Genomic DNA, 21295 nt, shown 5'->3' with positions numbered 1-21295 from the left:
AAAACACTCATGGGTTCAGTACCCGGTGCCTACGGCAATGGCCAACAACACCATCGCCAGCACCGCATAGATCAGAAACAGCGGCAGGATGTAGCGTGCCCACTGGCCCCAGCCGACGTTGGCGGTGGCCAGCAATACCAACAGGCCGCTGGAGGTCGGGGTGATCATGTTGGTCAGGCCGTTGCCCATCAAAAACGCGAACACCGTGGTTTGCGGGCTGACGCCGGAGAGCTGTCCCAGCGGCCCGAAGATAGGCATGGTCACCGCCGCCTGCCCCGAGGTGGACGGGATCAGTACATCCAGGCCCAGTTGTGCGAAGAACATGCCGTAGGCCGAAACCACCGGGCCATGATCGCCCACCAGATTGGCGAGGCTGTTGACGATGGTGTCGAGCACCTGGCCGGTGCTGAGGATGATTTCCACGGCGGTCGCCAGGCCGATCAACACACCGGCGATCAGCACCTTTTTCATGCCGTCGACAAAGGCGCTGGCGGCGGTGCTGGCGCCAAGCCCGGCGATCACCGTGAAGGCCACGGTCAGCAGCAGGTAGAACGCCGACAGCTCGTGGTATTTCCACTCCCAGCGGTTCGAGGCGTATACCAGGAAACCAATACCGGCCCCCAGCACGATCAGGTTCAGCAGGTGGCGCAGGGGCAGCGGTTTGCGTTCGAAGGTGATCTGCGCGCTGGCATCAAACCCATGCTTGCGGATACTCCACAGTACGAACGCGATGCCCACCAGCAGGAACGTGCAGTAGGCCAGGACGCGCATGCTCAGGCCGCTGAAAATCGGCAGCCCCACCATCGGCTGCGCCACGGACAGCGCCACCGGGTTGGAGATGGAGGCCAGGTAGCCGATCTTCACCGAGATGGCCACGATGGCCAGGCCGATCAGGTTCGACAGCCCCAAGCGGTTGGCCATGGCCACCATCAACGGCACGATCAGGATGAATTCCTTGGCCAGGCCCATGAAGGTGCTGCCGGCGGAAAACACCAGCATCAGGCTGGGCACCAGCACGTAGATATTGCCCCGGGTCAACCCCAGCAGGCGTTCAAGACCGGCATCAATCACACCGGCCTTGTTCAACACGCCGAACATCCCACCGATGAACAGCACCATGAAAATCAGCGCGGCGCGTTTTTCGATGCCTTGGGGAATGGCCATGAAGCCCTCGACCAACGATACCGGCCGAGCGACCGTATCGCTGGCCTTGCGCGGTTCGAGGGAGAACAGTTGGCCCAGGGAGTCGTGCTTTTCCAGCACCTGATAGGAGCCCGGAACCACCAGGCCGTTCTGGCGCTGGAACTTGCCCGAGTTCACCGCGTAGGTGAAGGCGACAGCCAGCAGCACGATGCTCAACAGAATGATGGCCGGGTTGATCTGCTTGCGCTGCGCGGGTTTTTCCACCGGCGTTTCAGTGGGCGAGTGGGTACGGACGATCTGCGGTTCGGTCATGCTGGTTGCCCCGGTGTGCGCTGTTATTGTTGTGTCGGGTGACACTTGTGGAGCGGACACTAGGGCAAAGTTTTAACGGCGACAACGTTATGCGCGGGCTGGGTTGGGCTATGCGTTTTGTGCGGCCAGGCGGTGCTTGAGGTGCTCGGCAAACGCCGTCACCACCTTGGACCTGGGTTCATCCGCGCGAAACGCCAGGCCGAATGCATAGGGCAATGCCGGTCGAAACGGGCGGGCCACAATCGGCAAATGCATGAAGTGGCTGGCCAGCAAACCATTGACGATCGACACCCCCAACCCCTCGGCGACAAAACTGCATGCGGCGCCCACCGAGTGCACTTCCACCCGCACTTGGGGCGTCAGGTTGGCTGCGCGAAACACCTGGTTCAACTCCGCCCGCAGGGCCCGTTGCCGGCCCAGCATTACCAGCGGCACGTCCCGCAAGTGTTGCACTTCGATGCAGGCGTGGCGGGTCAGCGGATGGTCAGCGGGCATCACGCACACGCCTTCTGTTTCCAGCACCGGTTCAATCTCGAAGTCGGGAATCTCGGTAGGCAAGCGCACAAAACCGAGGTCGGCGGAGCGGTCGAGCACGGCCCGTTCGATCATGTCGTAGGAACCGGTCAGCAGCTCGACCACGATGTCTTCCCGGCCCTTGAGGAACTCGGCGACGATCCGCGGCAGCAGCTCCTGGGTCATGCTGGTGGGCACCCCGACCTTGATCAGGCTCTTGCGCGAACGGCCCACGCGCATCTCATCTGCCAGGCGCTGGATACGCTGCATGCCGTCGACCAGGCCGGCCACTTCGGCGAGCAGTTCTTCAGCCTCCGGGGTCGCCATCAAGCGGCCCTTTTTGCGCAGGAACAACGCGAAACCCAATGCCTCTTCCAGCTGGCTCAACAACCGGCTGACTGCCGATTGCGACAGGCCCATGCGGGTCGCCGCACCGATGGTCGAACCGGTGGACATGATCGCCTTGAAGGCTTCGAGCTGCTTGAGATTCACCGTGATTTTCCTGTGGTTTGAGGGCTTTGCGCATAGCCTGATGCGCTTCTCGCATAACGTTGCCGGGCGTTCGAGGAGCCGTTAGTGTCCGCCGCAATGCGACGCGCCGTCCAGCGTATCGCAGGCAGCAACTGCCCATAAAAAATCACAATACGGCATTCGGGAGACGGTTATGCGTGAGCTTTTCACGAGGGGAGGAGTGGTGTGCACGGGCTTGCTGGCGAGCCTGTCACCGGCATTGATGGCCCAGGGTTTCTGGGAGGATTCCCACGGCAAATTGACCTTGCGCAATTACTATTTCAACGACGGTTACCGCGACGGCGGCGAGGACCGCAAGGAGTGGGCCCAGGGCTTTTTGCTCAACCTGCAATCGGGTTATACCGAAGGCACGGTGGGTTTCGGCCTCGATGCGCTGGGGTTGTCGGGGATCCGGCTCGACTCCAGCCGCGCCCATGCTGGCACCGGGCTATTGCCGGTGCACGACGATGGCCGCGCGGCCAGCGAATTCTCAAGCCTGGGCGTGACCGCGAAGATGCGCATCGGTGAAGCCGTGGTGAAAACCGGCACGCTGCTGCCGAAGATTCCAGTGCTGGTGTACAACGATGGCCGGCTGTTGCCACAAACATTCCAGGGCACTCAGGTCGAGTACAGCGGCGTCCGTAACCTGTACGTGCACGCCGGGCATCTGGACAAGTTCAAGCTGCGAAACTCGACCGACAGCGTGGACATTTATCCCCAGGGCTACAGCGGCAAAAAGGGCAGCGACTTTGATTTTGCCGGCGCCACCTATGCCTTCACGCCCAAGCTAAGCGGTACCTGGTACTACGGCGAAATGCGTGAATTCTATCGCCAGCAGTTCTTTGGCCTGGTGCATAAACAGCCAGTGGGTGCCGGCAGCCTGACCAGTGACTTGCGTTACTTCATCAGCAACGAAGCGGGCGAGGCACGCAATGGCAAGGTCGACAGCGACATGTTCAGCGGGTTGTTCACCTACCGGCTAGGGCCGCAGGCGCTGGGCGTGGGTTATCAGAAAGTCACTGGCAATACCGCGTTGCCCTACGCCAGCGTGTCGACGGTGTATTCCTTCAGCAACGCAGGTGTCGGCAAATTCATCCAGGCCGGTGAGCAAACCTGGATGCTGCGTTATGACTACGACTTTGTCGCCGTGCTGCCGGGCCTGACCTTCATGACCCGTTACTACAAGGGCCAGAACGGTGATTTCAAGGGCCGCGAAGCCCGTGAGTGGGAGTCGGACACCAACCTGCGCTACGTGATCCAGGGCAGCACCTTCAAAGGCGTAGGCATCGAGTTGCGCAAGGCCACGTATCGCTCGACCTATGCGAGCGATCGTGACAACTACCGGGTCTACCTCACGTACGACCTGGCGCTGTGGTGACAGGCCCTACTGCTCGACGAAATAGTACGGCTGACGGTTGATCGCCATCTCCTTGACCACCGTCACCGGGACGTTCAGCCGGTCAGTATTGTCCACCAGGGCCACGTTGCCGGGCTTGGCCGCGAGGTAGCTTTTGAGTTCCTCCGGCGTCTGCAGAATCGTCAAATAGGCCTGCATGTAGAACACCCCGGCGCCGGCGATTCGCTCGTTGGCCTGATACAACACCACTTCCTTGCCCTGCGCCTGCATCGCCTGGATCTGGCTGATCACCGGCACAAACGACTGGCGCAAATCGGCCTTGGGCGCGAACCAGAAAGCCGCAATCAGGTAGCAGGCCACCACCACGGTGAAGAAGCCACCTACCAGACCCCGTCGGTTTTCATAAACGTGTTCGGCAACGTGTGAAACCTGCCCACGACTTTTCAGCCAGCCCAGCAGCACGCCGCCATACTCGGCGGCCAGCACCGCAGCGGCGGGTGTCAGCGCCATCAGGTAAACCGTGCGCTTGCTGGAGGCGAACGTCAGCAGGGTGAACTGCGCCACCAGCCACACGCTGAAAAACAGGCGGTAGCGGTTACGCACCAGGCTTTTACGGAAGTGCCACAGCCCCAGGTACACCAGGATATTCCACGGCAAAAACGCTTCGGGCAATTTGACGATGTAGTAATAGAACGGCTCGTAGTGGCCGGCTTCGACAAACGAACCGCTGAAGCGCCCGACACTGTTGGTCAGCAGCACTTCACGTACTGCTTGCAGCCCGTCGCGCTGGTACAGGAAACCCAGCCAGATCATCAGCGGCACCAGCGCCAGCAGCGTGAACAGCCCGGGCTTGATCCAGTCGCCCAGCTTGAATTGTTTGTCCATCAGGCTGGTGCTGGCCAGATAGACGAAGATCACCACACCCGGCATGGCCAGGCCCAGAACCCCTTTGCTCAAGGTGGCGATCACCATCCCGAGGGTGAACAGCAACCAGGTGCCCAGGTTGGAACTGTCACGCTCCGACGCGGGCCGAGCGGCCTGATAGAACGCCAGCAGGGCCATGGTGACACCAAGGGTGAGCAGCGAGTCCTCACCCACACCGCGCACGTTGCTCCAGTAACTGGCCATGGTCGCCAGCATCAGGCCCGCGACAAACGCCAGCGTCTTGGGCCGGCCAAACTTGCGCAGCATCCCGTACAGCAGCATCACGCTGAACAGCCCGGCAAATGCCGACGCCAGGCGCACTGCCCAAGTGGTACCGCCAAACAGGCGAATCGCCCCGGCGTCGAGCCACAGGCTCAGCGGCGGTTTTTCCAGGAAGGGTTCACGGAACAGTCGCGGCACCACCCAATCGTTATCCAGGTGCATGGCCATGGCGATCCCGGCCACACGGGCCTCGGTCGAGCCTTGCAACTCGTGATTGCCAAGGGAGAAGAAGAACAACAGCGCAGCGAGCAGGAGCAGCAGAGGAGCGGAACGCGTCATGGATTCTGGCTACCGGGGCAGGGGGCCGTTCGGGGGAACAGTCCGGGCGATCGGTGAGTATACGAGGGCGATTCTTAATAATTCGTGAATGAATGTGAGGTTTTTGTAGGGTCAGGATTGTTTCAGCAGTGGCCATTGGGTTAGCCAGCGTTTGGAGGTGATGCGTTGTTGGTAGATGGCGTGTTTTTCCTGGGTGAAGCGGGGCGTGGGTTTGAGTTGGAGATTGAACAGGTCTTCCAGGCCGAGAGGGGCTGAAACTTCGCATACGTCCACTGCGGTTCTTCTGACGGCTACTGCGGTGGCGGTCTCGGGCCAGAAGCGCATGGCGTCGCTGGCGTTGCGGTAAGGTGCATCGCCGTTTCGCAGGTGCATGCGGGCCTGGTTTTTGACGGACCAGTCGATGGAGGGTTCTGCTGCGCGTAACAGCGCTTCGAGGCGGCGGTCTTCGTCGGGGCTGGTGCAGGTGGCCTCGAACCACAGTACGTCGACGTCACCGGTCAGTGGTGATAGGGGGCGACCGTGGAGGTGATCCCATACGGCGTTGCGTACGAAGCCGGCGCCGATCCAGCAGTCGGGGAGGGCGAGGGAGCGGACGACGGCCAGTAGGTGCCAGCGTTGGGCATCGCTGCTGATCAGGGTCTGGAGGGCTTTCTCGCTCAAAGGATTACGGCCTCTTTTACAACAATCCCCAGGTCATTGCTGACTTTCACCACCCTCACCTCATCGCGATAACCGATCCACGTGGGGCGGCAGATTTTAATCGTATTATTCAGCTCAGCATCGAAGACCGTGATTCCGCTGCAGCTTTTACTGCCGCCTGACGAATATTCGTAGTGAGCCGTATAGCTGCTGCGGGTGCCGCCCGAACATAAAATGGCCAACGAAAACAGCGTCACCGAGAACAGCGTGCATAGGATGAACATCCCGGCAAACGCCTTAAGCAGCGTCCATTTTTTTTCGAGCCGCAGCTGAGGTTTTCTTACCCGCCAGACAATCACGGACGCAGCCAGGGTCAGGACGAGAGATGCGGATAAACAGGCTTTCTCCGCGACCGGTTTGAAGTGGATGGCCGGTGAGATGCTGAACTGCCATATAAACAGCACGGCCAACAGAAGCTGTACGCCCAGCACGACAGGTATCAGGTAGGCGTAGGAATTCTTGTTCACTGCGGCACACATCCTTATGTTTCAAAAAAGGTGGGGTTTATTTTAAAAGAAAATAGACCCTCACCTTTTTCTTACTTTTGGGGCGCTCAAACGGATCGTCATGTTTTCTGTCAGGAAACGGTCCTTCCCGCAGCTTCTGAGTCTGCCGTTGGCGCAAGAATGTCCAGTGCGCGCGTCACCAGCAACTCACCGAGGACGCTCAATTGCTGGGTGGCGAGGAGTTTATGGCGAAAGGCGCCATCGAACTCGAAAGCCAGGTCGGTAGTGAGCGCGTTCAGTGAGGCGAGGGTTTCGCAGGCCTGTACGAGCAGGGTTTCGGGGTCGATGTTTTGGGCGATACAGAAGATATCCGTGCCGGATTGGCTGGGGCATGGAGGATTGGGGGTGATTTTTTTCATGGTGAAGCTCCTACACTGATGATGGGAGCTGCCATTCCCCTGCTGTCAAACAGGTTTGGGTGGCAGCTGTACGCGGGTTGACAGACCGGAAGTGTAGGAACCCGGCGCACCCGAAGATGCCCCACGCACAGCCGCCATGAAGGAGCGGAATGCGCGAAGCATGCCGGCTTATCAAGGGGAGTGAAAGGTTACACTTTTCGGCCTGTCAAAGCCGGTAGCTGATGAGCAGCAACCAGGGAAGGCTATCTTTGTGGGGGGGCATGCGCCAGTTCATGCAGGGCGCGATGTCTTGCGGGAAAAATCCGAAGGCCCATTCGGCGGTGTGTTTACAGGAGCCCAGAAACAGCAAAACCCGCACGAGGCGGGTTTTGGTGGTGCTTCGTATTTGGTGGGCCGGGGTAAGTTGAAACGGCGCTATATCCAATTGATTTTTATCGTAAATCCGATTTTCAAATGTTTGTAGGAATACTGTTTGGAATACCAACTATCAAAAAATGCGCCCTAGAAGCATTTTTCAATGCTTGCAAATGACATTGAAAAAGCGGTCGCCCAGTGTGATGCGGAGTTTTGAAATGTAGAGGTAATGCCTTCGGACCTAGCACAGGTTATGGCGAGCAGCGGTATCGCTTGCGCGCTATCGTTTTGCTACCATCGAGCAGGCATGTCCGGTAGCCCTGATGCCTCAACGATCTGCGAGGAAATAGAATTCAATGCAAGGAAAGCATGGTGAGCGATAGCCCTGACGCTACTCTAATTGGTCTCGCCTTAGAGAAGCTACTGAACGACTCAGACCTTGATAAGGTTATCGGCTGCCTAACTGAGACACCAGAAGAGAAGGAACAGCATCCGTCCCTGAGGCTTCTACATCTGAGATTTAACGAAGATATTCCAGATATTGACGGACTCGCCGACCATCTATCGAGCGCTTCGATGGACTATGTCTTGAGTCGAAGGAGGCGTGATGCTTTCTACTTAGAGTTGAGTAAGGCAAAGAACTCAAGTCTTAGAGCTGTGCCAAAAATGATGAGAGCTGTTAAGGACGCTTTCATTGAATTCCGCTCCGCTTATCCTGAACGAGCAAGTGAAGTTGGGGAAGTTCTTGCTTACAGTGTTGCCCTTCATCATCTTGGTGCTGCACAGCTCGTTTCAAAAATGTCCCTAAAAACTTCCCATAATATGCCGGTACATGGATTGGATGGAATTCATGCGCGATTTGAAGGAGGAGTTTTAACGGTTTTTTTTCTAGAGTCGAAAGTGACTTCTACGGCGAGCTCTGGTGGAAGGGACTACGCAAAATCTTTGGCAGGCTTTGGTTCTAATAAGAAGCAGTACTTGAGAGAGTACGCACTGATAGGCGATGTGGGTAATCTGGATGTATTGAAAGGTGAGGAGCGAGAGCAATTGCTTGAGTTTCTGAACCCATACTCAACAAAAGACTTTCCAAAAAGAGAGCGCTCCATCGGAGTTATTTGTTACTCGGAAAATAAGCTGTTCGCAAACACCATACCCGTAGATGATGGCGATCCTCGAAAGCATGAAGAACATTTTGCAAGCTTATACTCCGCTGATCGATATAGGCATCAGAAAAATCTCTCGAATCAGCTAGAAAAACATGGAGTAACTGCTGCAAAATGTGTGGTCTATCTCGTCGCAGTTCCTGATGTCGCCGTGCTACGTGAAGAGTTTTACAGAGCAATAGGAATTGAAGGAACAAATAGTGACTGTAAAAAATTAATAGACGACGAAGATATGGAGTTCGAAGATGAGTAGCTTTGCCACCGAACTCTCAAAGCGTCTACTCAAAGCGAAAGACTTCACCGATGCGCTGATTAATTTGCAGACTTTCGGTGCTGGGACGACCTTGCCAGAAGATATTTATTTATGCACGTCTAGGCCGGATGCAGCTCAACTCGACAAGCTTCTCTACTGCGCTTCTGTACTTGCCCATTCTCAGGACAGTGCGCATGTCTCTATTGCGCAAAATATTGCTTTGAACTCGGCACTTATCGCGTCGACACCTGAGGTTTTAGAAAGAACAGCAATAATTCTCACTGAGCTCGGAAATCTTCCTAGCGCTGCCTACACAGAGCTAAAGCTTAATGCGAAAAGAAGCAGTCTGACCAGCATTCTACAACGTAACCTCATTCGTGAACTTAATAGCGTTACGGTGGGTACTCATACGGTTGCACTCACTGATTATCAAAAGCAAATATGGAACTCGCTTGGAGATGGCGATGACCTCGCAATCTCCGCACCAACCTCCGCAGGAAAGTCATTTTTGGTAATTGAGCACCTATCAAGGCGTGCTATTGAAGACGACGAATTCATGTGTGTGTATATAGCACCAACCCGAGCCCTTCTCTCAGAGGTTCTTAACAAACTTAAGAAGCGGCTAGAGGATAATCAAGAAATACGTATCTCCGAAATCCCAACCTTTATGGACTCGAAGAAACAAATATTTGTTTTGACCCAAGAGCGATTTCAGATTCTCTTGGCTGGCACCAGTGCCTCATTCGATCTGATCGTGGTAGATGAAGCGCAGAATCTTTCCGACGGATCGCGAGGAATTATACTTCAAGATTGTATTGAGCAGGCATTTCATCGAGAGAAGGCGCCACATATAGTACTGCTAGCGCCAGGGGCCGAAGGTTTTAAGGAGGCGACTGAAAGTTTTGCCATTCCGGATGTTCGAGAGGCAAGTACTACCGTGTCGCCCGTACTTCAGAATAGGATCATAGTATCTAAAGTTCTTGGCGAGACGACGCTTGATTTTAAGCTCATTGATAGTGGTCTTGCTCATCCTATAGGTAACATTAACTTCACGCCTTCAGTTAACAGTTCCATCTCCTTATTAGCCGCTGTCGCTATCAAGCTAGGGCAGTCTGGAAGTTCGCTGATTTACGCTAAAACTCCAAGCGAAGCCGCGACGTTAGCGGCGATAATCTCACAAGCGAGTCAAGTGAAGAAAAAACATCAATCTAAATCAAATTTAGATCTTGTCGAATTTATCGAAGATCATATACATCCTGACTACCAACTTATCGAAATGGTTAAGAATGGAGTGGCTTTTCACTATGGACAGATGCCTGCTCTTTTAAGGGAGGCAATTGAGATAGCATTCAAAAAAGGTACAATTGATTTTTTGGTATGCACCACCACTCTATTTCAAGGCATAAATCTTCCGGCGCGTAACGTTTTTATCAATACCCCAAAACGGGGGCGTGGCGGTAAAACCTCTCTTGAACCGGCCCTCCTTTGGAATTTTGCAGGTAGGGCTGGAAGAATGTGCGACGATATTGTCGGAAATGTCTTCTTGGTGGATTATGATAATTGGGATGAAAGACCTCTTGATGAAAAAACTCCGTTTCAAATAGAGCCCGCTTTAGGGAAGACAATCAACAACGAAACTAAACTAGTAATATCCGCTTTAAATCAAGAGTTAGGTAAGGTCGATCCAAGGGATGAAAAGATAAGGCAGGTTATAGCATGTGCTGGTCTTTTGGTTTCAAAAGCAAGACATGGGAGTTTGGACGATTTTATTCTCAGGACTGCTCCGGAACTAAGTTATTTTGATAGCAAAAATATGTGTGAGTCTGCAGAAAAAGCGTCTATTGCAATCTCTATTCCTGATGCTGTTTTGAATTTGAGTTGGACGTTAGATATCTTTGCTCTAGATGGCTTGCTACTATATTTTGAGGAGCAAATTAGGCTTGGTAAAGAAGGAAAGCTCATTCCGCTGAGCCCAGCGGAGCTTGGTGATAAATCATTTAAACACTATATGTATATCTTTAACTTAATGTACAAGCTAATAAAAGGCTGGAAGGGTAACCTTGGGAATTACGTAGCGCCCATCGCTGTTAGATGGATGGAAGGATTGCCATACCCCGTTATTATAAGTTATGAAGTTTCTAATGCACAAAGAGCGTTGGATGAGGAGTTAAAGAATAAAGAGGCTATGCGGAGAACTGGAGCCAGAATCAGGGCTAGTTCGAAGACGGAAATTAATAAGAATCAAGTCATCAACAAAACGTTTGATACTATAGAGTCACTGATAAGATTTCAGCTCGTACAAATGGGTAAGGCGTATGTCGATTTGTTACGACACGCATTTCACAAGGCAGGATCCCCTGAAAAGGCTCTGCGGATTTTTGATTTTTCCATGGCGCTGGAGCTAGGAATAAGCTCTGTTACCGGGCAGGCTTTGTTGGAATTGGGCTTGTCTCGTATTGCTGCGGCGGAGATCCAAAAGCTTCTGGTTGAGGAATCCAACGATGTTAAAAGTCTTAAAGAAGTGCTTCAGTCTTTCGAGTGGGACCTCTTTAAGCTGAGCCCAATAATCATATCCGAACTGGAGCGTTTGGGGCTCAAAACTGGGGCGGTTGACTCTGACGCAATTGCATAGCCAGTCAGCATGGTTGACTGTGAATTTGTCGATTGGTTGTGTGGGTTCGTAATAGAAGTCACAGTGGTAAGGGAGCTTTAGTTTATATGAATGGCACGGAAAGTCATTTCGCCGCTCTGCAGTGTGGTGAACTAAATTTATAACAGGCACTAAGTAGTGAGTATGCCAAAATCATCTTGAGATGGCTGGGTTTCGTTAGCTAATGACAGATCAGCTGTTATTTGGTTGCCGGCATTTTTTGTTTAGTGTGTGGGTTCATCATTAATGTTTAACCAAGGTTGGCGCCTATTCTATAATCTTTGGCTCATGATATTGTAGGTTTGGATGTGAGCCAAAATCCCTTGCTCTCGTTCAAGTTTGTCTGCTTCCTCTTTTAATTCTGAAGACCTGAACTCTCCAGAGGATACTTGGAATCCGTGTGAATTTCGGTCTGATGCGGTATTTGGAAGGCAAATACCAAAGATGTATTTGGCGTAGGGAAATTTATAAAGTGCTACAGTTATATGATCTCTCAAGTGTGTGCAAAGGAACTCTTCGAGTTGTTCATCTGTAACGCTCTTAGGTATGATTGGATAAACTAACCATAGATATAGTAATCCAGGTTTGTCTTTTGATTCGGATATGCTGCACCAAAATGTTGACGGATCTTCACTGATAATATCTTGCAAGGTTGCGCTAATAGTTTGACGGCTTAAGCGGGATTCGGAAGCCATTATTCTGAAATATTTTTCATGGTGTGAGAACGGCTTATCTTGCCCTACGATTAATGAGCCGGAGTTAAATTCAGTTGCTATGTGGTTGATTAAGTTGTCAATTGTATATGAGGGTGCTCTTATTCTATTACGCTCTGCTCTTATTTCACTTTCCATGTACATATTCCACAGTCCCGCTGGTATCACTTTTACACCTTGCACGGTATGAAAGGTCTCACTAGGTATATGGAAATCTCCATTTCCTGGTTGACTACACACATAAGCAGCGACTAGATTTTCTTCGCCACAAATCAAGAACCGTTCGGGCTCGCTCAGTGCCTCCTGCTTTCTCCGAAGGTAATCTATCAAGTCTCTAGTAGTGTCAAAGCAATCGAAAATTGCCTCAAGTGAGGTTTTACTAAATATATGAATAAATTCGGGGTATTTGGTGCCCACAGTCATAAAAGTACTGTCAACATTACATTGCGTGTCTATACGTAATCCTGGGTGCCCTAGAGACTCAAGGCAAATGTTCTCAGCACCATTAGCCACGGCTATGAGGTGTACGCGCATCTTTTCAGGGCTAGGAATTTTTAGTGGAAATGGTGATGAGGCATGAACGTCACAGAAAATGTTTTGAGGGAATTTTGTTATTTGACTAAGGGCGCCGCGTAGCTGACGAATACTTCCAGTTATGGCTTTTTTATACCAGCGCTTCCAAGCGACGTCCGAACTGGCTTTTTCATCAAACCGAATTAATTTGTCCGATATTATGATCACATCGTCACCAAACACTACCAGGGCATCGCATAGCTCTTTTCCTTTGGCATAATGAGGATTTTGATAGCTCCACATTGACAAAAAAGTTTTGCGTGTCAGTTCACCTAGCCTTTCTTCTGATTCGTTAAAGCTCATCCGTATGCTTTCCTGGAAAGTGTGTGTTGGGCTGAAGTATAGAATGTCGAGCCATTATTCTGGCTAGATATCGCGTTGTCAAAGCTCTCTCTATAACGGCTACATAGTTTCTAGATCAGGACCATCAGTTAACCTCACATCGAATGTATAGCGATGTTTTGCCTATCCGTCTCAGGATCAGCGATGCAGTGAGACGGTAGTAATACTTGGTAGGCACGGAGCTATCCTTGAGATGATGATGCAGAAACCAGTGCACATGTTTGAGCTGCCAATTCCAAGGATTGTCGCGGTGCCACCTTTGTTGAATGGCCGCCTGCATAATTCGGGCTTGCCGTAGGTGTCGATGTTGTGTGGCTGTCGATCCGGTCAGCGCTCCGCTTAAAAACAGCGCCATATCGAATGGTTTAGTCATGCCCGACCTCCTATGTAAGCCGAAACCACATCGAGCCGGCTATGTCCGAGCTCAACGCTGATCCGTTGTCGAGCCCGTCGATCGAGGTCGCGGTCCAGGCGATAACAGTGACCACCATTGACCGGAGCTGAGTGGCCCGTGAGTTGCTCGTAACGCTCGCAGGCATAGGCTGCTCGCAACTCATGAAATCCCCTCAGCCCCTGCTTCTGTAGTAAATCACGGGCGGGCCGCACCGTCTGTAGCAGGAAATTCGCGTAGCTTTCGCCTTGGAGCAATAAGTTGCGGCTACCGGTCGTTGAGGCGTGACAGGCCATCTGCAACGCCGCCTTCACTTCTTTATCAGCCATAACCCATCGTGGCGCCGCAGCTCCGGACCGGCCGCCTTTGGTACCGTCCTGAATATTGATGCGACCGAATCGCTTCGCTTCACTTTGTAAGCGTGGCAGATCCGCCAGGATAGCTTCACGAAGGCGCATACCGGTTGCACGAGCCAAACATACAATCGCGGCAACCCGGTCGTTTTGCTGCTGGCGAAGCGCTTTAATCACTCTACTCAGTTGTTGGTGGTCTTGGCCATCCGGTGCTCGGGTGCGTACGCTTGATCGCTGCATACCGAGTGCCTTGCTCGGGCTGGCGATTTTCACGTACTGATCACCGCGTAGCGCGGCGAGAGTACGGTTGACGCTGCTCAGGCGGTTCTGCGCGGTGGCGATGCAGATTTCACCCTGTTGGATTTGTTGGCACAGGTGTGCGGCGTAGCTGTTCAAGGTACTGCGGTCTATCTGGCGGGAATCGTTATAACCGGGACCTTCCGCAGACCGGCACCATTTCACAAAGGCTTGCCAACGATCACTGTGTGCTTTGACCGTAGCGAAGTGTCCGCCGGCAAACATATCTTTCAGCGCTTGTGGGCCGGCATAGCTGAGCTGTCGGCCGTAGCCAAAGTTGCGCCCGTCACACCGGCCGACCAATGCCATTTGCTTCACCGTTTTCATTGTCTTGCAGAAAGCGCAGTACGGCTTTCCAGTGGGTGCTGATCTTGTCCACTTGTAGCCAATGTGTGGGTTGAATCAGCAGGGCATTTTGCTGGTGCCGCAGCACTGCTCCTTCTTCGCGCAGTTGGTGGATCAGCAGGCCTATATCTGTAGGACCCAAGGCGGGTGTGGCGACAGCGGCGACACTGGCGACAACCGTTGTAGTTGCTGGTCCGAAGCATGGCGACACGGCGGCGACAGAAGTGGCGACACACCGCAATGCAGGTCGTGTTTGATGCTGAGCCTGGTAACGGCGCACCGCGTCATTGAGGCGGAACATGGCGCACCTCGAAGGTCTTTCCGTCATGAGAGTCTAGCCAGCTATGTGAGATCAATTCGACCAGCAGCGTAACGGTGCGATGACTGCTTTTGCGGGCAAAGCGAGGGCCATTACGATTAAGGTCGCGGACGGTAAAATGGCTCCAGCCTTTTTGCGTCAGCCAGCGCAGCAGGCGATCCGCTTCCTCACGCAACGTGTTGATAGGCTCTTGTTCTGTCAGGCGCTGAATCTCTGCCAGGTAGTAATCCATCAGCGTCGAGGCGCGCTGTATATGGGCTTCGCTCACCACATTCGCGTCTTCAATCACCGCCAAGACCCCGGCGATACGCAGCACGTTGGCTGCTGCTTTCCCCGCGACGGATTGAATGCCGGCCAGCTCGCCAAACTCACCAGATTGGCACTCGATGGTGTCATGAATATCAATCCAGGCAGTGCGAGCGCTGGGTGTCAATTCCAGTTTGCCAGGCTTAAGTGAACCATCCTTGTACAGCGACAGCGGCTTATCCAGCAAGGCGGTGATGCACGCTTGGTAGCGCTGAATCTTGGCATCTCGCGTAAGGTCGACGGCCTTGTACAAGCGCTGCCCCACCAGGCGTTTGGGCCAACTGATCAAGCAACGCCCAAGGATGCCTTGGCCATTGATCATCCTGTCTGTGAGTAGCTGGTTGGCCAGGTAAGGTTGCAGCATCAGATGTAGACTGAGGCGACGATCATAGGCGCGCAGGCTTTCCCCTGGCATGGAGCGCGCTCGGTCTATCGGGCTGCCATCCCAGAGCGCTGACAGGGTGGTTATGGCCTTGAGTTGGTTCTCTTTGCTCATCGTGCTGCTGCCCAAAAACTGGCCGCCCTCATCGTTGAATAACCCCATGCTGGGCAAGCCCTGGCATAGGTTTTTGATCAGCGCCTCAATGGTGGGCTCGGCGATGATCAACCTAGGCGGCACGGGGTCGGATAACTCACGAGCGTCGTGCTTTCCTCGAATGGCGGCGCGATTGGCTTTCAGTTGCTCCAAGTACAGCATCCACTGCCGTCGCTCCCACTCACGCGCAGCCGCCAGCGCCAGATGATCCACTGCGCTTTTCCGATCACCCGACGATGCCACCGTCAGCATGTACAGGGACAACGGATAAACACGGCCATCGAGATGCACATTGGCGTGCGACTGGGTCACCAGGGCGGCAGTGGCCAACACCGATTGCGCAGCCATGGCGCAGGGCACGCCGATGACTTCGGCCATACGTTCGACGGCTGGTCCCAATATTTGTCCCAACGCTTCGACCGGATACGCCAGCGGCTCGGGCCGGTATTCCAGCAGCGGCCGTGGCAGGTCGAACACTTCGCACAATTGCATCGTCATTCTCCTGGTGCTTCGAATTTCCCCCTCACTCTCCCCGCCACGGTTGTTGAGTGTTATCAGGGATCAAGGCCCCTGCAGCCTGTGAGGGTTGTCCATTTACGCGGGACGGGCGGCTCTTTACGACCGGGAGCTTGGGCATCTCATGATCTGGCCTCCTGAGCACCGATAGCGGTGGGCGGGTGGAGGCTGCGTTGGCTGACGAGACCAGCGCCGCGAGATCCTGAGTCTGTTGCAGGCAGTGATGCGATGACCGGGGCGTGCCTGACTGTCAGTCAGGTGCAGTCCATTCCTTGGGCTGCGGCACCATCATCGGCATCGCTGTTGCTGGTGACTTCGGTGTTTGTCACGCCGATTGTCACGAGGGGGGAAGCCGCAAAGCCCCATGCGAGTGGGGCTGCAGCAATTTGAGATGCGCCCGTCTCTTTAGGGAGCAAAGAGACGGGCAAAAGATTGGCGCAAGAAATGGCCAAGCGGATAAGTTGCTGCAGAACAGCCAGGAGGGGGCATGAGTTGCCGCAGTGGGCATTCTGGAAGAAGTGGCATCCATCACATCGCTGTGACCGTGCGAGCCGCCGGACGCTAATCGCACTTGGGGAGAACCACCACGATGTGGCGTAGCCTCAAAGGTTCTGGCTACCTGGGTACTGTCTAGGACAGCTGGTACGGTTCTGGTTTAGCGCTCGTTTTGCTTGCGGTCAACCGGATTTTTGGGGGGGAATCTTGCGCCAATCGGTAGCGCTGGAAGACCTTGGAGGCCGGTGGCTTTCCATGGCCGAGTGGTCGTTCGTCGGTTTTTAATGTGAGCCTGCGTCATTGCATGGACTTGACCACCCATTTGCATCGTCACTGACCAGTCAATTGCATTCGTGCTGATCAACCGTTTGCATTCGATTTGACCAGTACACGCCGTAGTGACGACCGGCTGATTCTGTTGAAAAAGTCAGCTTCGGTTTCCACGGAAGAAAAGTACGCGTCTGAGATTGAGATCCGTATTTTGGCGCAGACGGTTCAGGGCTCAGATTTTACGTAGTAGCGTGAAAAAAAGCGTTTTCACCGATCAATGCATGAGTAGCCAGGCCGGGTCGACTTTTTCAACACTATCGGCTGGGCAAAGGTCCATTGATCGAGCGGCGCAATCGGCACCTGGTGTTTGAGCCAAAGGTACCAGGGCACGCCTAGGGCGACGCCTTGACGCCGATGCCCAAGTGTTTGGAAATCAACGGTGGCATATGCCCTTGAAATGCGGGCGAAAAATGGCGTTGCGACAGATCTAGCGTTGTTGTATTGTTCTAGCAACGCTAGATTAAATTAACAACGCTAAATTGAGTGATGATATGAACAGGACAGAAACGGCTATTTTTGAACTGCATTTTGCAGAACTTTATCACACGGGGATGACGCTGATTCCGGCTTGGAAGGTACTTCACATGTTCGCCAAAGACCAGGGGCGATTGACAAAAGCTTTTTTTCGAGACGAGATTTTTTCGCTATGGAGTGACTACATCAGCGAAATCGACAACATCCACATCACCGTCAATGTTGTGCGCGCTGATCACGGTGTCTTGAAGCCAGCTGCGTACCTGCTGACGCGCAACGATTTCCGCTACACCGTTACCGATGATGAGAGCGACGACTGAGCCCGCAGACGATGGAAAATCCCGCCCAGGTACGACCAAGCCCCGCCGTTAAACGTGGGGCCGCGACCGTAGAAGAGGCACGGTTTTCGGGTCCTCGAAGCAGGTAGGCACCATGTTCAGCGAACGTAAGCAATTGCTAGATACTCCCGACCTAGATGCAATGGATCGTATGCTTGATTCGGTGTTTGAAGCAGTCGCAAGTGGCGAGCTAGCTCCAGAAAAAGCTTCTAACGGTTTGAAAGAGGTGATCGGTCTCATCGACTGCGGGAACCTTGGCGGCGCGCAAGATTGGTTCGAAAAAGGCTTGTCGCATATGAAGGAAGCGAAGTAAAAAAATCTGCTTCACCATCAGCCCGCCAACTTAGCGGGCTTCGGCAGTAGGGATTGGCTGTTGTGGCCGTCAAATTCAAAAAGGGACTCAAAGTGAAAAAGATTACCCGTATTCAATCAGACTGTGGCCAAGGGGCCTCTTCCCTGGTTCAAGTCGAAGCTGTCGCTGTTCGAGAGGAATTATACAAAGGTCCCGAGACCACCAAGTCCCCGTTTGACATCGTGACCGTTACCGTGCAATCGGCAACCGTCAGTACGACCCATACATTCCACGGTGCCGATGGTGGCTATGGTGGGTTCGGTAAAACGTTTCTGCCGGGCATCTTGCCTCTTCCACTGCAAGAAGATGAACGATTCGGGCAGGCAGTCCGTGAGCTGATGAAAGCCATGGTTGATGTGCACATTTCCGATATCAAGCAGATGGCCGAGATCCTGCTTGTCGAGAAGGAGAAGGGTCATCTGAACCTGACGAGTTTCGAGACGGTGATCGAGTAGCATCCGCTGCCGCAGGCTGCGCTGGCCCAAGGCTTTTGAGTCCCAGGGCAAGCGCAGCCTTGGGCAGCGATTGAGGTAAGCAGGAAAAGGTCTGTGCCTCCGCCAAGCTGATGGTCAAGTACGGGATTGTCCGATAATAGGAAGCGAGGAAATTTATGAGTAAACGATGTAAAGAGTCGCGCCACCGTTGGACGGACGACGGGGAGCCAACCTACGTTGCAGGAATGCTGACGCAACCGCAGACTTGCACTCGGTGTAGTGCCACAAGGGGGTATGTTGCGTCCATGTCGAGCGATGAGAAGCCAAAGCTGGCGCGGCTAATACCACCTGCTATAGCACTGGTAGTTTTGGCCGGGATTCTCTACTTGTACTTACGCCAGTAGCCATCTTGGAAGGCAGCGAGACCGTGCATTGAGCAACTAGTGCCCAATGCACCACACAGACAAAGCCACCTTATCCGAGGTCGTTCTCGCCACACTCACAAAGGCTGAGGTGGTGGTATGCCATCAGTACCATTGGCATACGCTGCGCTCGGGCATCATTTCGCCCGCAAGGTATTTCTGGGCGCACAGGGCAACATCTACGCCAAATGGAAGCGGTAGGTGCACGACTTCCCCATAGGCCACCTCGATCTTTTTCGCGATCACCTGGTGGGCCTGCAATACCTGCACATCCGGCGACCCCTCCTGCTTGAATTGCTGGCCGTTTGCGTTGAGCGAATAGCTGCGTCCCACCTGGCAGTTCAGATTGATTGCCACCGTTGCGCTGGTTGAGCTCGCCGAAATGATTTCGGCGGTGCCATCGATCACTCCAATGCCCATCGAACAGGCCGTTTTGGATTGGTTGCAATCACGCACATCTATAGGTGGGTAGCTGAGTTTTGTTGCCCCAACGGATGAATCCCTGACATCCAAGCGCGCCCATACGCCATGCTCGTGCTGATCGAAGAGATTGGGGTCGTACGCAACGGCCGAATCCCTCGGAACAGCCCAGGTACACCCCAGACGGCGTGTGGCAGCCAGTCGATCGTGGCGCGAAGCGAACGCCTTCACTCGGTCGCTTTTTACCTGTCATGGTTGATCGCTTTGGGTCGGTTGCAGTGCTTCGATGCTTGGCTGACGCACTCGCGCTGAGTGGCGCCCGCTGACACCCATCAACTGCAAACGGCTGGTCAGCGCGAATGCAAATGACTGGTCAAGTCGGATGCAAACAACTGGTCAGTGGCAATGCAATTAGGTGGTCAAGTGAGATGCAATTACGCAGAGCCCATGCGAGAGGGAATGCGGAGCCTTCCCGCTCGCGTGGGCTTGGCCGAGGAAGCCCTAAGAGAGAGGCTTGCAACGGCGACAGTCGCCACTTCTGTCGCCATGCTGCAAGCCAGGTATTACGCGGGTTGTCGCCGGTGTCGCCGCTGTCACCAAATCAACCATCACTCCATCTGGGGAGTAATTTTCGGTTACCGGCGGCGTCCGGTGAGCGCTCAGCGTATCGGCACGACGTTGTGGTCCCTGGTTTGATTGATCGCAGATGCCGACAGGTTGCCAGTGGCCGCTTTCTGGATGTGCTCACTCCACCAGGCCATCATCGGACGCCGGCGTTCGATGTAGTCAGCTCGGTTGTAAGCACTTCGGACTTCGTCCTTGTCGACATGCGCCAGCGCGACTTCGATTAGCTCCGGATCCCACCCATGCTCGTTCAGGATGGTGCTGGCCATGGAGCGCATGCCGTGACTGACCAAGCGGTCCTGGAAGCCCATGCGTTTCAACGCCATGTTGGCGGTCTGGCTGTTGGCGTGGGTGCGCGGATTTCTATCTGCCGGGAACACGTATTCCCTGTGGCCGCTGTGGGGCTTGAGCGCCTCCAGTAACGCAAGTGCCTGTTCGGTCAGCGGGATGGTGTGCGGACGACGCTTTTTCATGCGCTCCGGCGGGATGGTCCAGATGCGTCTGTCGAAGTCGATGTCTGCCCATCGGGTGGTAGCCGCTTCGGCAGGACGGGTCATGGTGTGCAGTTGCCATTCGATCAGGCAGCGGGTGATCCGCTTGATGCTGGCGTTCGCGATTTCGATCATGAGCTCGGACAGCTCGTCTGGTCGTAGCGCGGCCATGTTTTCTTTTTTTGGTTTCTTGAATACCGCCCGAATGCCACTGAGGGGGTTAGCGAAAATCAGCCCGGAGTTTACCCCGTAGGTCATGATCTCATTGAGCCGTTGGCTCAGTCGCTTCACTGTCTCGAGACTGCCTTTAGCTTCTATTGGGCGAAGCAGTTCGATGACCATCGGTGCGGTAATTTTCGAGAGTGGCGTTGTTTTCAGGTCTGGAAATACATGCAGTGTGAGCGACCGCCAAATGTCCTCGGCGTACGCTGGCGTGACGGAGTCCTTCTTCAGCTCGAACCAGGCGGTGGCCACGTTCTCGAACGTGTGTTCCGTCTCCGCTCGTTTGGCTTCGACCTGTGCACTGCGTTGCACTTTAGGGTCAATGCCTTGTGCCAGAAGCTCGCGCGCTTCAACCACTTTTTTCCTGGCGTTCGCTAGTGAGAGCTCTGGGTACGTGCCCAGTCCCATATTGATACGGTTTTTGGTTACCGGCTCGCGGTAGTTGAAGTTCCACAGCATCGAGCCGTTGCTCTTGACTCGGAGCTGAAGGCCATCACCATCGCTGAGGACGTAATCCTTGTCTTTTGCCTTGACGGCCTTGAGCTGGCGGTCGGAAAGCCGAAGGGCTGGAGCAGGCATGAGAGCTTCCTCTGACACCGTTTTGGTATTCCAAAAAATAGCACCGGAAGGCTTGGAATACCATTTGGAATACCCAAACGGCTGGAACTCAGAAAACCTCTGCGGAGCCCGATAGCGTTT

At 54.0% G+C, this 21295-nt stretch carries 19 protein-coding genes; 6 read left to right on the top strand and 13 right to left on the bottom strand.

Translation table 11 applies throughout. From position 1 onward, the window contains the following. Positions 1 to 15 precede the first annotated feature (15 nt). Both HX811_RS19850 and HX811_RS19845 read right to left on the bottom strand, forming a co-directional pair. A complete protein-coding gene (locus HX811_RS19850) occupies positions 16 to 1455 on the bottom strand; it encodes a YfcC family protein (RefSeq protein ID WP_177028365.1) in 1440 nt (479 codons plus the stop codon). Between the two features lie 108 nt (positions 1456 to 1563). Beyond that, positions 1564 to 2460: a LysR family transcriptional regulator gene (locus HX811_RS19845; protein WP_177009231.1), complete on the bottom strand. Its 897-nt coding sequence runs from the start codon at positions 2458 to 2460 to the stop codon at positions 1564 to 1566. 172 nt (positions 2461 to 2632) lie between these two features. Here HX811_RS19845 and HX811_RS19840 point away from each other — a divergent pair, with 172 nt between their 5' ends. Then, positions 2633 to 3856: an OprD family porin gene (locus HX811_RS19840; protein WP_177047031.1), complete on the top strand. Its 1224-nt coding sequence runs from the start codon at positions 2633 to 2635 to the stop codon at positions 3854 to 3856. Between the two features lie 6 nt (positions 3857 to 3862). Here the strand turns inward: HX811_RS19840 and HX811_RS19835 are convergent, their stop codons facing one another. From HX811_RS19835 to HX811_RS19820, 4 genes are all read right to left on the bottom strand, one after another. Continuing rightward, the gene (locus HX811_RS19835; RefSeq protein ID WP_177047029.1) at positions 3863 to 5320 is read right to left on the bottom strand and encodes a glycosyltransferase family 39 protein; all 1458 of its coding nucleotides are present in this window, start codon (positions 5318 to 5320) and stop codon (positions 3863 to 3865) included. 111 nt (positions 5321 to 5431) lie between these two features. Continuing rightward, on the bottom strand, positions 5432 to 5980 hold the full coding sequence (locus HX811_RS19830; RefSeq protein ID WP_177047027.1) for a nucleotidyltransferase family protein: 549 nt from the start codon (positions 5978 to 5980) through the stop codon (positions 5432 to 5434). After that, complete coding sequence (locus HX811_RS19825) at positions 5977 to 6486, bottom strand: hypothetical protein (RefSeq protein ID WP_177047025.1); 510 nt, start codon at positions 6484 to 6486, stop codon at positions 5977 to 5979. The genes HX811_RS19830 and HX811_RS19825 overlap by 4 nt, the downstream gene beginning before the upstream one ends. A gap of 110 nt (positions 6487 to 6596) precedes the next feature. Then, on the bottom strand, positions 6597 to 6884 hold the full coding sequence (locus HX811_RS19820) for a DUF6124 family protein (protein ID WP_177047023.1): 288 nt from the start codon (positions 6882 to 6884) through the stop codon (positions 6597 to 6599). 726 nt (positions 6885 to 7610) lie between these two features. Between HX811_RS19820 and HX811_RS19815 the strand changes: the two genes are divergently transcribed. Then, positions 7611 to 8654, top strand: coding sequence for a DUF1837 domain-containing protein (locus HX811_RS19815; RefSeq protein ID WP_236639983.1), 1044 nt, complete (start codon positions 7611 to 7613; stop codon positions 8652 to 8654). After that, positions 8647 to 11286 carry a DEAD/DEAH box helicase gene (locus tag HX811_RS19810; protein ID WP_177047022.1) on the top strand — a complete coding sequence of 880 codons (2640 nt, stop codon included), beginning with the start codon at positions 8647 to 8649 and terminating at the stop codon, positions 11284 to 11286. Before HX811_RS19815 ends, HX811_RS19810 begins: the two co-directional genes overlap by 8 nt. A 290-nt stretch (positions 11287 to 11576) precedes the next feature. Here HX811_RS19810 and HX811_RS19805 read toward each other — a convergent pair whose 3' ends face one another. The 5 genes from HX811_RS19805 to HX811_RS19785 all read right to left on the bottom strand — a co-directional run bounded on the left by HX811_RS19805 (position 11577) and on the right by HX811_RS19785 (position 15970). Further along, a complete protein-coding gene (locus HX811_RS19805; protein WP_177047021.1) occupies positions 11577 to 12893 on the bottom strand; it encodes a hypothetical protein in 1317 nt (438 codons plus the stop codon). Between the two features lie 124 nt (positions 12894 to 13017). Further along, entirely contained in the window at positions 13018 to 13305 is a 288-nt protein-coding gene (locus HX811_RS19800; protein ID WP_073860045.1) for a hypothetical protein, read from the bottom strand. Then, the gene (locus tag HX811_RS19795; RefSeq protein WP_177047020.1) at positions 13302 to 14282 is read right to left on the bottom strand and encodes an integrase domain-containing protein; all 981 of its coding nucleotides are present in this window, start codon (positions 14280 to 14282) and stop codon (positions 13302 to 13304) included. The genes HX811_RS19800 and HX811_RS19795 overlap by 4 nt, the downstream gene beginning before the upstream one ends. Further along, positions 14260 to 14619: a hypothetical protein gene (locus HX811_RS19790; protein ID WP_177046899.1), complete on the bottom strand. Its 360-nt coding sequence runs from the start codon at positions 14617 to 14619 to the stop codon at positions 14260 to 14262. Before HX811_RS19790 ends, HX811_RS19795 begins: the two co-directional genes overlap by 23 nt. After that, on the bottom strand, positions 14603 to 15970 hold the full coding sequence (locus tag HX811_RS19785) for a YfjI family protein (protein ID WP_177047019.1): 1368 nt from the start codon (positions 15968 to 15970) through the stop codon (positions 14603 to 14605). Before HX811_RS19785 ends, HX811_RS19790 begins: the two co-directional genes overlap by 17 nt. Positions 15971 to 17310: 1340 nt before the next feature. Here HX811_RS19785 and HX811_RS19780 point away from each other — a divergent pair. From HX811_RS19780 to HX811_RS19770, 3 genes are all read left to right on the top strand, one after another. Continuing rightward, entirely contained in the window at positions 17311 to 17613 is a 303-nt protein-coding gene (locus HX811_RS19780; protein WP_028617989.1) for a hypothetical protein, read from the top strand. A 112-nt stretch (positions 17614 to 17725) separates the two neighbouring features. After that, positions 17726 to 17944 carry a hypothetical protein gene (locus HX811_RS19775; protein WP_028617988.1) on the top strand — a complete coding sequence of 73 codons (219 nt, stop codon included), beginning with the start codon at positions 17726 to 17728 and terminating at the stop codon, positions 17942 to 17944. Between the two features lie 62 nt (positions 17945 to 18006). Then, positions 18007 to 18438 carry a hypothetical protein gene (locus HX811_RS19770; protein WP_177047018.1) on the top strand — a complete coding sequence of 144 codons (432 nt, stop codon included), beginning with the start codon at positions 18007 to 18009 and terminating at the stop codon, positions 18436 to 18438. Positions 18439 to 18944: 506 nt separating this feature from the next. On the opposite strand, the gene HX811_RS19765 is transcribed toward HX811_RS19770, so the two are convergent. Beyond that, positions 18945 to 19490 (bottom strand): hypothetical protein, encoded by a 546-nt coding sequence (locus tag HX811_RS19765; protein WP_177047016.1) that lies wholly within the window; start codon positions 19488 to 19490, stop codon positions 18945 to 18947. Between the two features lie 428 nt (positions 19491 to 19918). Beyond that, complete coding sequence (locus tag HX811_RS19760) at positions 19919 to 21175, bottom strand: integrase domain-containing protein (protein ID WP_177047059.1); 1257 nt, start codon at positions 21173 to 21175, stop codon at positions 19919 to 19921. Between the last annotated feature and the right edge of the window lie 120 nt (positions 21176 to 21295).

Source organism: Pseudomonas sp. F8002 (genome assembly GCF_013385495.1).
GTDB lineage: Bacteria > Pseudomonadota > Gammaproteobacteria > Pseudomonadales > Pseudomonadaceae > Aquipseudomonas.
Note: the sequence above shows the minus strand (reverse complement) of the source record. Positions and strands in the feature narration are given on the sequence as shown.

What these genes read in the sequence shown, in the direction of transcription:
- HX811_RS19850 (WP_177028365.1), bottom strand. Translation starts at nt 1,455, where the DNA reads ATGACCGAACCGCAGATCGTCCGTACCCACTCGCCCACTGAAACGCCG.
- HX811_RS19805 (WP_177047021.1), bottom strand. Translation starts at nt 12,893, where the DNA reads ATGAGCTTTAACGAATCAGAAGAAAGGCTAGGTGAACTGACACGCAAA.
- HX811_RS19780 (WP_028617989.1), top strand. Translation starts at nt 17,311, where the DNA reads ATGAACAGGACAGAAACGGCTATTTTTGAACTGCATTTTGCAGAACTT.
- HX811_RS19800 (WP_073860045.1), bottom strand. Translation starts at nt 13,305, where the DNA reads ATGACTAAACCATTCGATATGGCGCTGTTTTTAAGCGGAGCGCTGACC.
- HX811_RS19795 (WP_177047020.1), bottom strand. Translation starts at nt 14,282, where the DNA reads ATGGCATTGGTCGGCCGGTGTGACGGGCGCAACTTTGGCTACGGCCGA.
- HX811_RS19835 (WP_177047029.1), bottom strand. Translation starts at nt 5,320, where the DNA reads ATGACGCGTTCCGCTCCTCTGCTGCTCCTGCTCGCTGCGCTGTTGTTC.
- HX811_RS19785 (WP_177047019.1), bottom strand. Translation starts at nt 15,970, where the DNA reads ATGCAATTGTGCGAAGTGTTCGACCTGCCACGGCCGCTGCTGGAATAC.
- HX811_RS19790 (WP_177046899.1), bottom strand. Translation starts at nt 14,619, where the DNA reads ATGTTCCGCCTCAATGACGCGGTGCGCCGTTACCAGGCTCAGCATCAA.
- HX811_RS19775 (WP_028617988.1), top strand. Translation starts at nt 17,726, where the DNA reads ATGTTCAGCGAACGTAAGCAATTGCTAGATACTCCCGACCTAGATGCA.
- HX811_RS19840 (WP_177047031.1), top strand. Translation starts at nt 2,633, where the DNA reads ATGCGTGAGCTTTTCACGAGGGGAGGAGTGGTGTGCACGGGCTTGCTG.
- HX811_RS19820 (WP_177047023.1), bottom strand. Translation starts at nt 6,884, where the DNA reads ATGAAAAAAATCACCCCCAATCCTCCATGCCCCAGCCAATCCGGCACG.
- HX811_RS19810 (WP_177047022.1), top strand. Translation starts at nt 8,647, where the DNA reads ATGAGTAGCTTTGCCACCGAACTCTCAAAGCGTCTACTCAAAGCGAAA.
- HX811_RS19760 (WP_177047059.1), bottom strand. Translation starts at nt 21,175, where the DNA reads ATGCCTGCTCCAGCCCTTCGGCTTTCCGACCGCCAGCTCAAGGCCGTC.